General features: G+C 55.4%; 12 protein-coding genes. 8 read left to right on the top strand and 4 right to left on the bottom strand.

The genetic code is table 11. The annotated features are described in order from the left end of the window. Positions 1-36 precede the first annotated feature (36 nt). Together B3Q33_RS16205 and B3Q33_RS16200 are read right to left on the bottom strand one after the other, a co-directional pair. Entirely contained in the window at positions 37-864 is an 828-nt protein-coding gene (locus tag B3Q33_RS16205; protein WP_273009705.1) for an SDR family NAD(P)-dependent oxidoreductase, read from the bottom strand. Then, positions 861-1,805, bottom strand: coding sequence for a metal-dependent hydrolase (locus B3Q33_RS16200; protein WP_007150490.1), 945 nt, complete (start codon positions 1,803-1,805; stop codon positions 861-863). The genes B3Q33_RS16205 and B3Q33_RS16200 overlap by 4 nt, the downstream gene beginning before the upstream one ends. A 181-nt stretch (positions 1,806-1,986) precedes the next feature. Here B3Q33_RS16200 and B3Q33_RS16195 point away from each other — a divergent pair, with 181 nt between their 5' ends. After that, on the top strand, positions 1,987-2,592 hold the full coding sequence (locus B3Q33_RS16195; RefSeq protein ID WP_007151233.1) for a TetR/AcrR family transcriptional regulator: 606 nt from the start codon (positions 1,987-1,989) through the stop codon (positions 2,590-2,592). 69 nt (positions 2,593-2,661) lie between these two features. Here the strand turns inward: B3Q33_RS16195 and B3Q33_RS16190 are convergent, their stop codons facing one another. Next, complete coding sequence (locus tag B3Q33_RS16190; RefSeq protein ID WP_273009708.1) at positions 2,662-3,705, bottom strand: AraC family transcriptional regulator; 1,044 nt, start codon at positions 3,703-3,705, stop codon at positions 2,662-2,664. A 122-nt stretch (positions 3,706-3,827) separates the two neighbouring features. Between B3Q33_RS16190 and B3Q33_RS16185 the strand changes: the two genes are divergently transcribed. The 4 genes from B3Q33_RS16185 (at position 3,828) to B3Q33_RS16170 (ending at position 8,560) form a co-directional block, all read left to right on the top strand. Continuing rightward, the gene (locus B3Q33_RS16185; RefSeq protein ID WP_273009710.1) at positions 3,828-4,148 is read left to right on the top strand and encodes a 2Fe-2S iron-sulfur cluster-binding protein; all 321 of its coding nucleotides are present in this window, start codon (positions 3,828-3,830) and stop codon (positions 4,146-4,148) included. 86 nt (positions 4,149-4,234) lie between these two features. Then, positions 4,235-5,575 (top strand): cytochrome P450, encoded by a 1,341-nt coding sequence (locus B3Q33_RS16180; protein WP_414631554.1) that lies wholly within the window; start codon positions 4,235-4,237, stop codon positions 5,573-5,575. Continuing rightward, a complete protein-coding gene (locus tag B3Q33_RS16175) occupies positions 5,575-7,230 on the top strand; it encodes a GMC family oxidoreductase (RefSeq protein WP_273009714.1) in 1,656 nt (551 codons plus the stop codon). Before B3Q33_RS16180 ends, B3Q33_RS16175 begins: the two co-directional genes overlap by 1 nt. Positions 7,231-7,327: 97 nt before the next feature. Next, positions 7,328-8,560 (top strand): NAD(P)/FAD-dependent oxidoreductase, encoded by a 1,233-nt coding sequence (locus B3Q33_RS16170; RefSeq protein WP_035248721.1) that lies wholly within the window; start codon positions 7,328-7,330, stop codon positions 8,558-8,560. A gap of 681 nt (positions 8,561-9,241) precedes the next feature. Here the strand turns inward: B3Q33_RS16170 and B3Q33_RS16165 are convergent. Further along, positions 9,242-9,907, bottom strand: coding sequence for a TetR/AcrR family transcriptional regulator (locus B3Q33_RS16165; RefSeq protein WP_035248720.1), 666 nt, complete (start codon positions 9,905-9,907; stop codon positions 9,242-9,244). Positions 9,908-10,069: 162 nt separating this feature from the next. Between B3Q33_RS16165 and B3Q33_RS16160 the strand changes: the two genes are divergently transcribed. Genes B3Q33_RS16160 through B3Q33_RS16150 form a run of 3 tightly spaced genes read left to right on the top strand, consistent with a single transcriptional unit; the run spans position 10,070 to position 15,494 of the window. Next, positions 10,070-11,245, top strand: a complete 1,176-nt coding sequence (locus B3Q33_RS16160; RefSeq protein ID WP_063508267.1) for an acyl-CoA dehydrogenase family protein — start codon at positions 10,070-10,072, stop codon at positions 11,243-11,245. 56 nt (positions 11,246-11,301) lie between these two features. Continuing rightward, positions 11,302-14,289 carry a peroxisomal multifunctional enzyme type 2 gene (locus B3Q33_RS16155; RefSeq protein WP_200819534.1) on the top strand — a complete coding sequence of 996 codons (2,988 nt, stop codon included), beginning with the start codon at positions 11,302-11,304 and terminating at the stop codon, positions 14,287-14,289. Positions 14,290-14,312: 23 nt separating this feature from the next. Further along, positions 14,313-15,494, top strand: coding sequence for a lipid-transfer protein (locus B3Q33_RS16150; protein WP_063508269.1), 1,182 nt, complete (start codon positions 14,313-14,315; stop codon positions 15,492-15,494). The last annotated feature ends 194 nt before the right edge of the window (positions 15,495-15,688 follow it).

Genomic DNA, 15,688 nt, shown 5'->3' with positions numbered 1-15,688 from the left:
TGGTTCCTTGAATGTTCCTTATTCCATGAATGCGGTTTAATCAGCCAGAATTCTGTAAACTCCGCCAATGGCGCGGGCGTATAGTCTTGGCGTCAAGCGTTTCAATCGCCAGGCAATGCGACCGTCAATCTGTGGCAGCATGTACATGTCGCCACGGTCGAGGGCATTGAGGGCCTGGCGAGCAACCTGGTCGGCGTTGGTGAGGGCATAGCGGGTCATCGCTGAACGGGCAAAGTCACGGCGACGTTCAGGCAGGCGCCCATTCTCGACGATATTGGTCGGGACCACGGTTGGGCACAGGGCCGTGATTTTTACGCCGGTACCGGTCAGTTCAGAAGACAGCGTTTCGGACAGGGCCAGCACCCCCGCCTTGGTGACGTTGTAGGCGGCCATTTCCGGGGCGGACCCGAATGCGGCAGCAGAGGCCACATTGATGATGCCTCCATAGCCCAGATCGCGAAGCTGAGGGGCAAAATAATGGCAGCCGTGAATAACCCCCCATAGATTGACGTTCATGCACCAGTGCCAATCTTCAAGTGACACCTCGCCGATTGGGCCACCGAGGCCGACGCCGGCGTTGTTGATTACCAGGGTTACCGGCCTGCCGAGCAAAGGCTCGGCATTTTCCGCCAGGTATGCCATCTGTTTTTCATCGCCGACATCACACCCCAGGGCTACCGCGTGAGTACCGAGTGCTCGCAGGCTGATCGCCACCTGTTCGGCGCGCTCTTCATTGATATCGACACACAGTACCGAACCGCCTCGACGGGCAACTTCGTAAGCAAAGCTACGACCGATGCCGCTACCCGCCCCGGTGATGACAGCTGCCGCCTGAGTTGACGGGTGCAAGGGTTTCTTTTTCATGCCTGCCCCCATGCGGGTTCAGGTTGTGGCGTTTCGGATGTACCGTGTACATTGTTGGCGCGATGGTCTCTGAGCGCTTGATAGGCCTTATGAGGGTCGCCAGTTCTTTCGTAGGCGCGTTTCCAGATCCGGATTACATCACGGTTATCGTCATCCCACGGGTGGAAAGTGGGGGAGAAATAGGGGGGCACGCCAGCGAGTACCTTGGAAAGAATGCCGGGACGCCAGAACAGGACTTTGGTCATTTTGGCGGCGGACCACAAATTCAGAATTTGACGATCCTTGTAGAGCAGATAGGTCTGGTTGCCGATCATAATGGGGAAGCCCAGGGCAATGGCCAGTAGCATGCCACTGATACGCAGTCGGTAACTGCGGTAGCCACCACCACTGGCATCGACGAAGACGTCATAACTGACGCTCTTGTGCTCGGTTTCTTCGACAAAGTGCCAGTAGAGCATGGCACGCAAATCCGGGTGGGTTTCGTCAAACAGCTCCGGGTGCTCAAGCAGTACCGAGGAAATAATGGCCGTGAAATGTTCAAACGCCGCTGCGATGGAGCTCTGCATATCGTCACTGAGGCGGTGTTGGAGTTGCTTACGGATCAGCTTGAACACGCCTTCAACCTTGTCGATGGGAACCCCGTGTTGCACGCCGATGGCGTTCATTTCATCGTGCTCACGAGCATGAATGCGCTCCTGGCGAATGAATTCTTTAGCTGCGTTCAGCACTTCTGGATCGTCAAGCTTGCCAAGCTGCCGTCTTGCAGAATTCATCACCCAGCGTTCACCGTCGGGGACGGCGGCGAGAATGGCATTCATCCAGTGAGTGGACCACGGGTCGTTGCGAAACCAGTGGCGAGCCACGTTTTCGATGTTCATGGGAAAGTGAATGTCACGGGTTACAACCTCGTCGTAACCAATCTTGCGGTTTGCCAGAGCCATTGGATCGCTCCCAAGTAAAGTGCATTCATTGGACTTTATTTGTATGACCAACCAAATTCAAGATTATAAGGTAGACAGCGTGTTTTTATCTGTATAGATCGAATAGTGCCATCGGCCAGGAAGGCTGGGCCGACTTTAAAAGGAATGCTAGAATCAAAGGCTTACAGCATGGGAGTGCCTTGTGGGAAGAAAGAAAAATCAGGTAACGCCGGTGGCGGAGGCGGATCGAGTGTTTGTGCTCGGTGCTGCAGCTCGTCTATTTCGTCAAAAGGGGTTCGATAAAACCACCGTTAAAGAAATCGCCGAGGCTTGTGGCATGCTGCCTGGCAGCTTGCATTACCGTTACCCCTCCAAGGAAAGCATTCTGGTCGACTTGATGCGCCTTGCGCTTGAGCAAGCGTCTACGGCCTTGTCTGAGGCCATTCGGGGGGAAAGTGAGCCGCTTGAGCAGTTGCGTCAGGGGATCAATGCTCACCTTGAGTTGCTGGTTGGTGGGTCGGATATGGTCTATGTCCTCCTTTTTGAATGGCGCTCCTTGCATGGTGAGTCCCGCCAGGAAATGATTGATCTACGAGACAAATACGAGCTTCTTTGGTCTGCCATGTTGCAATCTTTGTCCTCTCAGGGCCTGATTCGTGCTGATGTGGATCGTGATCTTTTGCGTCTTATCGGGCTGGGCGCGTTGAACTGGGTAGCAACGTGGTTCAATGAGGGGGGGCGATATACGGTGAAGGATGTCGGAGATTTTGTGTGGACGGTAATTAAGGATGGTGTGCTCAAGCGGTAGACGTTGCTATTCAGTGAGAACTGATGGCCGTACTCGCTGCTGATTGTGAGTGCAGTCTGTTTATAAACACTAACCTGCATGCTGCCTGTATTGATCGGGTGTCTGACCAAACCAGCGTTTAAATGCCCGTCTGAAGCTCGCCGTGTCGTGATAATTCAACAGTGTGGCGGTGGCTTCGACGGACAGCTGGCTATTGCACAAATAGCTTGCTGCTTGCCTGGATAGCACTTCATCGCGAATCTTCCTGAAACTGCTGTTCTCATTTTTGAGTTTCCGTGCCAGGGTGCGCTTGCTTATAAAGAGAGAGGCAGCCGCCTCTTCTTCACTAAGTGTTCCGGGTGGCCGGGACAGCATCATTTTCTGTAACCGAGTCCGATAGTCCGGTTCAGGACTCTGAAGACGCGCAAGCATGGATTCGCACTGCTGAAAGGCTAGATGATAGCTTTCATGATTGGCCGATGCGTTCGGTTTTCGACACAACCCCATTGCCAATTTTAGCTTGAAGTGATCGGAGTTAAAGTAAACCTTGCCTGGTAAATACTCACGGTACATGCCCTGGTAGACGGGAGCTGGATGAGGGAAGTGGACTTCAGATTCATATAGAGGGCGGCCTACGATGAACTCGCCGATTTCGAAAAAAGCCTTGATCACAGTATCTTCCAGGCAGCGCTCCACATCATTTTCCATCGGTACTTGGAAGTTTACAACGCATTCCAGGTAGTCCTCAGCCCGCTGCAAGTCCACTTGAATAAAGCTCGCCCGGGTAGGCAGGAAAGTGTGAACGGCTTGCAGCGCGGTATAAAGGTCGGGGCTGCTGTTAGCAACAAATCCCATCACCCCATGGGTTGCGGGGGTGAGACGCCTGCCCAGCCGTAACCCGAACTCTGGTTTGCCGGATAAATCTAAAGCATTACGCAAGATCTGAATCTGCTGGGTTGCAGTGAGCAAGCTTTCATCTTTGAGTAATTGTTCGACATCTACACCCGTGTTGCGCAAGAGGCTAGGGAGTTCTCGTACACTCAAGCCAAGTTCTCGGGCGATAAGGCGTGAGTAGTTCGACGGGATATCCGCATCCACGTTTTTCAAACCCTGTTTGAGCGTCGTTATTGCCATCAGCGATTCCTCGGAATGCGGTAACTGTCTTTAAATGTCCCCGGTCTGTCAAGAAATGTCCTCGTCGGTGTTCCGACACATAGCCAATCTTCAAGGTAGATATAAATGCTAGGAGACACGCTGTGGGAAAAATTATCTTTATTGAACATGACGACACCGAGCATGTTACGGAGTTCGGGGTGGGTTCTACGCTAATGCAAATCGCCGTTGATAACGCCGTTCCAGGTATCGATGGTGATTGTGGCGGCGAGTGCGCCTGTGGTACCTGCCACATGATTGTTGCCGATGAGTGGTTCGGCAATACCGGAACGGTTGGTGACGCGGAAGAACAGATGCTGTCCATGACCCCGGAGCGGGCGAGAACCTCGCGTCTGGGCTGCCAGGTAGAAATTACTGAGGCGATGGACGGTATGACCGTGCATTTGCCTGAATTCCAGATGTAAGCAGGGAGAAAGCTATGTCAACAAAAACAAGCTCAAGCAATAGTTTGCATACCAAGGTTTTCAACGTTTCGTCGAAAGTGGTGCCAATGCATTTTCAGATTAAAACCATGAAAATGTTGATGAAGGCAAAGAGAAAGGCCGTGGGTTCTCGCTCCACACAAATGGAGTTTGTCGAAACTCCCCTGCCTGATGTTAGCACCTTGGCACTGGAAGATATCGACACCAGCAACCCTTTTCTGTATCGACAAGATCAGTGGCGCGCCTATTTTAAGCGGTTACGAGATGAAGCTCCGGTACATTACCAGAAGAACAGTCCATTCGGGCCTTTCTGGTCAATAACGCGCTATGAAGATATTTTGTTCGTCGACAAGAGCCATGAACTGTTTTCCTCTGAGCCGCAAATTATTCTGGGTGATCCACCGGACGGACTATCGGTGGAAATGTTTATCGCCATGGATCCGCCCAAGCATGATGTGCAACGTCGGGCGGTGCAGGGTGTGGTAGCGCCAAAAAACCTTAAGGAAATGGAAGGTTTAATCCGGTCCCGAGCAGCCGAAGTGCTAGACAGCCTGCCGCTGGATAAACCCTTCAACTGGGTGCCTGCAGTATCCAAAGAGCTGACTGGCCGCATGCTGGCTACACTGCTGGATTTCCCTTATGAAGACCGCCATAAACTCGTTGAATGGTCTGATCGCTTGTCCGGTGCGGCATCTGCCACGGGTGGCGAATTTACCGACCCAGATGTCATGTTTGACGATGCGGCAGACATGGCGAGGGCGTTCTCAAGGCTGTGGCGAGACAAGGAGGCACGTCGTGCAGCCGGCGAAGAACCCGGTTTTGACTTGATCAATATGTTGCAGAGCAACGACGACACAAAAGACCTGATCAATCGGCCGATGGAGTTTATCGGGAATCTGGCTCTGCTCATCGTTGGCGGCAATGACACCACAAGGAATTCCATGAGCGGTGGTGTCTTGGCCTTGAATCAATTCCCCGAGGAGTTCACCAAGCTGAAGGCTAATCCGGACCTGATTCCGAACATGGTTTCGGAAATCATTCGTTGGCAAACTCCACTGGCCAACATGCGCAGGGTCGCGACACAGGACGTAGAACTTCGTGGCCAGACCATCAAGAAAGGGGACCGGGTGTTAATGTGGTATGCCTCAGGTAATCGAGACGAACGCAAGTTTGACAACCCCGATCAACTCATTATTGATCGCAAGGACGCACGGAACCATATTTCTTTTGGCTACGGTATTCATCGTTGTATGGGTAACCGCCTGGCCGAACTGCAATTGCGCATTTTGTGGGAAGAACTGCTCAAGCGCTTCGAAAATATCGAAGTGGTTGGCGAGCCGGAGCGTGTGCAGTCTAACTTCGTGCGCGGTTATTCGAAGTTGATGGTCAAACTGACGGCAAAAAATTAATGAAAAGTTTGACCGGGCTGGCGACTGAAGAATTCGACTATATCGTTGTGGGCGCTGGCTCGGCAGGGTGCGCGGTAGCCAATCGTTTGTCCGAGAGTGGCCTCTATTCGGTGTTGCTACTCGAAGCCGGGCCGGAGAGTCGCCGCAACCCTTTCGTCAACACGCCGCTGGGATTTTTGCAGTTGATGTTCAGTCGCCGTTTCAACTGGCAGTTCTATACCGAGCCACAGCGTCACATGTACGGTCGTTCGTTGTTCCAGCCGCGGGGCAAGATGCTTGGCGGTTCGAGCGGGATTAACGCCCAGGTCTATATCCGTGGTCACGCCAGGGATTACGACGAGTGGGCGCGGCAGGGCTGTGATGGGTGGTCATACACTGATGTTCTACCTTACTTTCGTAGATCCGAACATTTCGAGCCGAAGCTGAACCCGGCCGAGGTTGAATTTCATGGCCTCGGAGGTCCGCTCAATGTTGCCGAGCGCCGTTACACCAACCCGTTAAGTGCGACCTTCGTTGAGGCAGCGAGGCAGGCAGGGTACCGGCTCAATAGGGACTTCAACGGTAGTGAGCAGGAGGGAGTGGGGTTCTACTACGCTTATCAGAAAGACGGCATGCGGTGCAGTAATGCGCGCGCCTATCTCGAACCCGCCGAGGAGCGTTCCAACCTGACGGTTCGCAGCGGCGCGCATGTTACCCGTGTGCTGCTTGATGGCACCCGTGCCACCGGTGTCGAGTACCGAAGCGCTAAGGGGCTGGTGCAGGTCAGTGCCGGGCGCGAAGTTGTGCTCTGCGGCGGAACGTTCAACTCGCCGCAATTGCTAATGTTATCCGGCATCGGTCCGCGTGAGGAGCTGTACCGGCATGGCATTGAATTGCGTCATGTCCTGGAGGGCGTTGGACAGAATCTACAGGACCATATCGACGTGTTCGTGCGCGCCAGAACGCGCAGCCGCCAGAGTATCTCGATGCATCCTAGCTACTGGCTAAAGGGCCTGGGGGCACTGCTGCAATACCTGATCGGTCGGCGCGGTGTGCTGTCCAGCAACGGCGCCGAGGCAGGCGGGTTCATCCGCTCCCGGCCGGAGGAGGCGATACCCGACCTGCAACTACACTTTGGCCCTATGCTGTACGCCGATCACGGGAGGGACATGAAGGTCGCAATGAGTGGTTATGGCTACATAGTGATGATCTACGGACTTAGGCCATTGTCGCGTGGGCGGATTGGTTTGCACAGTGCTGATCCGTTCACTGCCCCGTTGATAGATCCCAACTACATGGCCGAATCCGCCGACGTCGAGCAGCTCGTTCGCGGGGTACGTCTGGTGCGTAAGATCTTGGCGCAGCCTGCATTCTGCTTGCACCACGAAGTCGAGATGTCGCCAGGGTCGGAGCTGCAGAATGATGAGGATCTGGCCGCATGGGTGCGGCGTAGCGGCGAGTCCGCCTACCATCCAGTCGGAACCTGTAAGATGGGTGTGGATCCGATGGCGGTGGTCGATTCGCGTCTGCGAGTGCACGGCCTGCGATCCTTGAGGGTAGTTGATGCCTCTATCATGCCGACACTGGTCGGCGGTAACACCAACCAGCCGGCAACCATGATCGGCGAGAAGGGAGCCGCGATGATACTTGAGGATGCTGAGATGCTCAGCAGTTAGGCATCCTGTGCGTGCGCGATCGATATCGCGGCCTCTTGCTCACCTGCGGTGTTGGGATATGAAAATACGCTTCCAAGGCGCACAAAAGAGACAACCTATGGTTAACAAAAAGAAAGATACGACAGTCATCGTTGGTGGTGGACATGCAGCCGGTACGCTCTTGACAGCCTTGCTGCAAAAGAAATATCAGCATGAGGTAGTACTGGTGAGCGATGAGCCTCATCCTCCCTACCAGCGTCCACCTTTGTCCAAAAGTTATCTTGCAGGAGAGGTTGATCAGTCGTCTCTGTACCTGAAACCGCGTTCGGTGTATGAGAATGCGGGGCAGCAGTTGCGGCTCGGTGTGCGCGTCGAAGGGATCGACCGATACGCGAAAAGCATCAAGTTGTCGGATCAAAGCACATTGAAATACGATCGATTGGTTCTGGCGACGGGGTCACATGTTCGTCGCCTTAAAGCGCCCGGATCAGATTTGAAAGGAATACACTATCTGCATGATATCGCTGACACCGATGCTCTGCGCAATCAATTAGTGCCGGGTAAACGCCTGGTCATCGTGGGCGGCGGTTATATTGGCCTTGAAGTGGCTGCCAGCGCTATCAAGAAAGGTGTTAATGTCACGGTCCTGGAAGCCGCCGAACGCTTGATGCAGCGTGTTACGGGGCCAGAAATGTCCACGTTTTTCTACGCCAAGCACACTGCTGCTGGCGTTGATGTGCGTCTTGGCACGGCGGTAACTGGCTTCGAAGCGGGTGATAAGGGGCGTGTGGCAGGCGTGACCTTGGCCGATGGTGGCAATGTTCCGGCTGATATCGTGCTCGTATCAATAGGTGTCATACCGGAAACTACATTGGCCGAGAACGCTGGCCTACTCTGCGATGACGGTATTGTCGTGGATGAATTTACCCGCACTGATGATCGCGACATCTTGGCAATCGGCGACTGTACCCGCCACCGGAATCTTTTTTTCGAAAAGATGCAACGGCTTGAGTCTGTTGCCAACGCGGTTGATCAAGCGCGTACGGCGGCGGCGACCTTGATGGGCGAGGAGATGCCCTACGATAGCGCACCATGGTTCTGGTCGAACCAATATGACGTCCGCTTACAGATGGTTGGGCTGTCGCAAAATCATGATCAGCGGGTGCTGCGCGGCACCACCAATGATAAGGGATTTGCGGTGTTCTATCTGCTCGAGGGCTCTGTCATTGCTGTTGACGCGGTCAATCTGCCCATTGCTTTCATGGTGGGCAAGCAGTTGGTCCAGCAACGCAAGAGCGTTAGCGCTGACGCATTGAGTAATACGGATATCGAGCTGAAGTCTTTAATCTGAAGCATGCGAAGTGCGATCAGTAACCGGTCATCCTTTCGTGGTATCCCAATAGAGATTCCGGTTTAAAGGAGGGATCCACTGGCATGGCCTCCTTGAGAGCATCGGCTGGGTAAATTGTAGTGAGATAGTTAATTTGACACTACATCTGAATGTACGATCACTCATTGGGGCCTAAGGTGGATGCCTGTGTGGAAAGGAAAATATTATAGAGTGTTGGAGTCTCTTCAGTGGGACGATCCTGGCTGTGCTGGCGATTTTCCATCGTTCGATGACTTGTCGTGAGGGCTGCGATACACTGCTACTCGCTAGGGGTTCGGGCCCCATCTTCAGGTTATTTTTGATGGGCTAACCGTGTTGGGCAACACCTTTTTCGACTTTGTACTTTTATTTAAATCAGCTGGTTAGGCTGTATTTCAGTCCGGCTTCTGTAACCGTACTGAAAGTGTAGTAATTGGTGTAGCCAGCCTCTTCCCTGTCTTGGAAATTCCACTGACTTTGCCCATAAACACCTGTGCATCAGTCGTAGCGATACTCGGGTACCTTTGTATTATTGGCGTATGCTCAACTGAGGATACCCCTGTCTGCCATTATCGCTGCTAGCCAGGGGCGAAATGCTGTGACATATCGAGTATTGGATAAGCGATACGTTGACATAAACATGGCGTGCTGAGATAGCTACCGTCAAACATCAGTCAGCGGTAGATCCCACCTGGGTGGATAAGGGGGCGGTGTCGTTACGCCCGCCCTAGCTCGCAAGTGAAGGGCAAGCGTGTCACACCAAAGCTTCAGATAACGGTCAAACAGCGCCTTGTCCGCAACGATGTGCAGGTCCTGTGCCATGCCGCGCAATAGCCATTGCGTCAACATCATCATCGAGCGCACATCGGTATCTTCCTTGGTGGCCTCCAGGTAGTGATCGGCTGCGTTACCCACGATGAAATAACTGGATGTCCAGACGCGCTGCAAAATGGCGGCGAGTTCCTGATCGTGCTGGCTGGCGGTCAGTAGCTGCATCAACGGGATGTATTCCGGTTGATCAAAGACATTTTTCCAGGCGCCAAAGATCAGCTCTTCCAGTCGGTCCTCAGAGCCGTGCAGCTTGGCAATGGCTTTGCCCAGTTGAATATATTGCTGGCGAATCAGTTGCTCGGCAGCAGCGGCAATCATGGCGGCTTTGCTGTGGAAATGGTGTAGCGGTGCTCCCCGGGAAACGCCAGCGACCTCGATGATGCGACTCACTGTCGTGCCTGCAAATCCGTCCTTCTCAAGACACGTGAGTACCGCCTGGATGATGCGTTCTCGCATGGCATCGCTACGTTGTTCCTGGGTTCGTCGCTGTGCCTTCATGACGTTATCTGCCTGTTGTCGGGTTTGCTTTCTCTGGCGTAGGATGCTGATTCTAAACGATATATAGCTTATGCGCGCGAACGATTAAAAACAAGTTGAACGTACGTATTGTAAGTTATAGAGTTCTTGTCATGTTTATGAATCAACAGTGGAAAACCTGTAATGAGTGACGTGCATGTACCGGCGGCTGTGTCGCCAATGATTCCCCGTACCCTGTTCAATGAAGACCATGAAGCGTTTCGCGCCACCGCTCGACGTTTCTTCGAGACGGAAATTGCCCCTTATCACGAGAAGTGGGAAGAGCAGCAGCATCTCGATCGCGAGCTGTGGAACAAGGCGGGTGAGCTTGGGCTGCTGTGTGCCACCATGCCCGAGGAATACGGTGGCTGCGGCGTTGACCGCCTCTACTCGATGATTCTTATGGAAGAGCAGGCCCGGGTGGGTGATTCGGCCAGCGGCTTTGCGCTGCATTCGGACATTGTTGCCAACTACATCAACAACTTTGGCTCCCATGAACAGAAAAGCCAGTGGTTGCCCAAAATGGCCACCGGTGAAGCGGTCACTGCCGTGGCCATGACCGAGCCGGGTACCGGTTCCGATCTGCAGCGCATCAAGACCACTGCCACCCTTGAGGGTGATCACTATGTGGTGAATGGCTCGAAAATCTTTATCACCAACGGTTACCTCTGTGACATGGCGGTGGTGGCGGTGCGAACCGGGCCGGCGGATCTGGGAGCACAAAGTGTATCCCTGATGATTATCGAGGCGGATCGCGAGGGCTTCTCCAAGGGCAAGCCGCTGAAGAAAGTGGGCATGCGCGGGCAGGACACCTGCGAGTTGTTCTTCGACAACGTCAAGGTGCCTAAGGAAAACCTGCTGGGCGCCGAGGGTATGGGCTTTATTGCCTTGATGAAGGAGTTGGCCTGGGAGCGGATGATGATCGCCATCATCTGTGCGTCGGCTGCCGAGCATGCGCTGGCAACCACCGTGGAATATGTGAAACAGAGGCAGGCGTTTGGCAAGCCGGTGGCGGCGTTCCAGAACACCCGTTTTGAACTGGCCGAGATGCGTTCTGAAATCCAGATTGCGCGGGTCTATGTGGATCGCTGTATGGAGTTGGTGGTGCGCAATGCCTTGTCCCCCGAGGCAGCCTGTGCGGCCAAGTACTGGGTGTCCGATTTGCTCAGTAATGTGGTTGATCGCTGTGTGCAGCTACACGGTGGCTACGGCTACATGCTCGAGTACCCCATCGCCCGCGCCTATATCGACACCCGTGCCAACCGCATCTACGGCGGCACCAACGAAATCATGAAAGAACTCATTTCCCGCTCTATCTAAAGATTTTCCCGGGCTCGCGCGGCAAGTGGGCCCGGGAATGAAAAGAGGAAAGCATCATGGCAGAACGTCGTTTTGATGATCGTGTGGCCATCGTCACCGGTGCCGGGGGCGGGTTGGGCCGCCAGCATGCACTGACCCTGGCCGAGCGCGGCTGCAAGGTGGTGGTTAACGATCTGGGTGGTAGTGCCCACGGTGATGGCAAGTCATCGTCCGCCGCAGACAAGGTGGTGGAAGAGATCCGGGCCATGGGGGGAAAAGCGGTTGCCAACTATGACTCCGTGGAAAACGGCGAGTCGATAGTGCAGACCGCCCTGGATAACTTCGGCACCGTGGACATCGTGGTCAACAATGCTGGCATCTTGCGTGATGTGAGCTTCGCCAAGATGTCGAAGCAGGACTGGGACCTGGTGCTAAAAGTCCACCTGGAAGGCTCCATGAGCGTGACCCATGCGGCCTGGCCGATCATGCGCGAGAAGGGCTATGGCCGCATCATCATGACCACCTCGGCAGCGGGCCTGTATGGCAACTTCGGTCAGGCCAACTACTGTGCCGCCAAGCTGGGACTGGCCGGGCTGGCCAACTGTCTGGCCGAGGAAGGGCGCAGCAAGAACATTCATGTGAATACCATCGCGCCGATTGCCGCCTCGCGGCTGACGGAAACCATCATGCCGCCGAATCTGCTGGAAAACCTGAAGCCGGAAGCGGTCAGCCCACTGGTGGCCTGGTTGTGTCATGAAGACTGTGAAGAGACCAAGGGCATCTTCGAAGTGGGCGCCGGTTACATCAGCAAGCTGCGCTGGGAGCGCACCCAGGGCAACAACTTCCCGCTCGGCAAGGCATTCAGCGTCGATGATGTGGCCCGTCGCTGGGACAAGATCACCGATTTTACCGACGCGGATCATCCGTCCAACGTCAACGAATCCTTCTCGCCGATCCTCGACAACATCAATAATCCGTCTCTGGGCGGCAACGAGTTCATCGATCTGGATGTGGCCAGCAAGGAAAGCGTCGAGCTGGAATCGGCCTATGATGAAAATGATTTGTCGCTGTACGCGCTGAGTGTTGGCGCCGCCCGTGACCCGCTCGATAAAGATGAACTGAAATTCGTCTACGAGCTGGGCGGCAATTTCCAGGCGTTGCCCACCTATGGCGTCATGCCGCAGATCGGCGCGATGCTGAAAGCGGCGAAGGAAGGTGCGCTGACCTTGCCGGGGATGAACTTTGGTTTTGACCGCTTACTGCATGGTGAGCAGTACACCGAGATCAAGCGGCCACTGCCGCCGCATGCCAAGCTGAAACACACCTTCAAATTCAAGAAGGCGCTGGACAAGGACCCGAACGCAGTCGTCACCTTCGCCATTACTTCCACCGACGAGAACGGTAACGAGGTGGCCTACAACGAGATGACCTCGTTCGTGAAAGGTGCCGGTGGCTGGGGCGGTGAGCGTGGCGATTCCGGCGAGATCAATGTGCCGCCCGCCCGCGAACCGGATGCGGTGATCGAGGAAAAAACCGACGCCAACCAGACATTGCTGTACCGCCTGTGCGGTGACTGGAACCCGCTGCATGCGGACCCGGCGTTTGCCAAGGCCTTTGGCTATGACAAACCGATCCTGCACGGGCTTTGTACCTTTGGTTACGCGGGCCGCCATGTGATCAAGGCGTTCAGCAATAACGATGGCCGTTACTTCAAGAGCATCAAGGTGCGCTTTGCCAAGACGGTGTTCCCGGGTGAAACCCTGGAAACACGCATGTGGAAGGAATCCGATAACCGCATCATCTTCGAAACCTGGGTGAAAGAGCGTAACGAGGTGGTGCTGAAGAATGCCGCCATCGAGCTGTTCTCCGAGATTCCGGCAGAGGCGCCGGTGCCGGAGCAGGCTTCCGCCGAGGAAGATTCTGCGCCGCAGGTGGAGCAGGCGGTGACGCCTGACGATGTGTTCGCCGCGGTGGCGACCTACATCGAGCAGAAGCCGGAACTGGTCGACCAGACCGGCACCAGTTTCCTGTTCGAGTTCAGCAATCCGGATCAGCAGTTCTTTATTGACCTGAAAAATGCACCGGGCGCGGCAGGGCCGGGCACGATTGACAAACCGGACGTGACCCTGGCACTGGACAGCGAGCACCTTTCCACCGTGTTTGGTGGCGATCTCGCTGCCGTGCAGAAACTGTTCTTCGGTGGTGAGCTGAAAATCTCCGGCAACGTGATGGCCTCCAACAAGTTGACCGTGTTGCAGGACATGGACCCGAAACTGGCCGAACAGGAACGCGACAAGCGTGTGGCTGACGGTGGTGGTTCACAAGCTGCCGCCGCACCGGTCGAATCGCAGGAGCCGACCATGGCGGATGTGTTCAGTGCCATCGGCCACTTCATCGCCGACAACCCGGACCTGATCGAGAAGACCGGCACCAGCTTCCAGTTTGCGTTCAGCAACCCGGATCAGGATTTCTATATCGATCTGAAGAATGCACCGGGCACCGCCGGGCCGGGGCAACTGGACAAGGCGGATGTGACGCTGGAACTGGATACCAAACATGCGCCGACCCTGTTTGGCGGTGACCTGGCCGCCGTGCAGAAACTGTTCTTCGGTGGCGAGCTGAAGATCGACGGCAATGTGATGGCCTCCAACAAGCTCACCGTGTTGCAGGGCATGGACCCGAAGCTGGTGGATCAGGCGCGGGACAAGCGACTGGCCTCCGGCCAGCCGGACACCGCCGCCGCGCCACCGAAAAAGCAGAAAGAACCGCAGGCGGAAAAAGTGCTGCCGCAGCTGGCGGAAAAATTGTCCGCCATCGGCGGGCAGGGTGGTGTATTGCAGATCAAGGTACAACGCCCTGACAGTGCCTGGTTTATCGACCTGTCCGATTCGTCGCCTGCTGTCTCCAGCGGCGAAAAAGACGCTGCGGCGGTGATGACACTGGACGACGGCAAGCTGGCCGATCTGATTACCGGCAAGGTGGCCTTGCGCGCCCTGTATCAGCAAGGCGACATGCGCGTGGACGGTGATCTGTCGCTGGTACGCAAACTCGAACAAATCCTGTAACACCCGAATTCGGAGAAACGACAATGAAACGTAGAGTGAATGTAATCGGTGTCGGGATGACCAAGTTTGCCAAGCCCGGTGCCAGCGATGATTACCATGTGATGGCAAAGGCTGCAGGCCTCGCCGCCATGAAGGATGCCGGCATCCAGTACAGCGATGTGGAGCAGGCGTTCTGCGGTTATGTCTACGGCGATTCCACTTGTGGTCAGCGCGCCGTGTATGAGCTGGGATTGACCGGTATTCCTGTGGTCAATGTGAACAACAACTGCTCCACCGGGTCGTCGGCCCTGTTCCTGGCCCGCCAGGCCATCGAGGGCGGCTTGGCCGAATGTGTGATTGCGCTCGGTTTCGAGAAAATGGAACGCGGGGCGCTGGGCTCCAAGTTCAATGATCGCGAAAACCCCATGAGTCAGCATGCGCAGGTGATGATGGATGCGCAGGGTTTCAACCAGGCGCCGCCGGCGGCACAGATGTTCGGTGGCGCGGGCCGCGAGTACCGGTGGCAGCACGGCACCAAACGGGAAACCTTCGGCAAGATCGCCGAGAAGGCGCGCCGCCATGCCGGCAACAACCCCTACGCGCTGTTCAACCAGGTGCTTTCGCTGGAAGAAATCATGGCGTCCGACGAGGTGTTTGATCCGCTCACCCGCTTCCAGTGCTGTCCTCCCACCTGTGGTGCCGGTGCGGCGATCCTGTGCTCGGACGAGTTCGCGAAAAAGCATGGCATTGAGAATCCGGTGTATATCGCCGCCCAGGCCATGACCACGGATTTCGCCAGCAGCTTTGACGAAAAATCCATGATCAAGATGGTCGGCTACGACATGACACGCGCGGCTGCAGAGAGTGTGTACGAGCAGGCCGGCATTGGTCCGCAAGACATCAATGTGGTCGAGTTGCATGACTGTTTTACCGCCAATGAGCTGCTCACTTATGAAGGCCTGGGTCTGTGCCCGGAAGGCGGTGCGGAGCAATTCATCTGGGATGGTGACAACACCTATGGCGGCAAGTATGTGACCAATCCATCCGGTGGCCTGCTGTCCAAGGGCCATCCGTTGGGCGCCACCGGGCTGGCGCAATGTACTGAGCTGGTGTGGCAGTTGCGCGGTCAGGCGGACAAGCGTCAGGTAGACGGTGCACGGGTGGCCTTGCAGCATAACCTCGGTCTGGGTGGTGCCTGTGTGGTAACCATGTATCGCAATGACTGAGTACCGTAAAGACTGAACTGTCACATACAGGGTGCCGGCCTGCCGGTTCGCAGGCCGGCTTCCCTGTTAAGGAGGTCCGGGATGAATGCGGTAACGACAAAAAGTAAAAGCAAGGTAGTAAAGGCCAGCTTCTCACCGCGCCGGTCTTGGCTACGCCCACGGCATTGCCCACAACTTCGGCGCCCACTATCACA

Origin of the sequence: Alcanivorax sp. UBA3183 (assembly GCF_002364155.1) — a bacterium.
GTDB lineage: Bacteria > Pseudomonadota > Gammaproteobacteria > Pseudomonadales > Alcanivoracaceae > Alcanivorax > Alcanivorax jadensis.
Note: the sequence above shows the minus strand (reverse complement) of the source record. Positions and strands in the feature narration are given on the sequence as shown.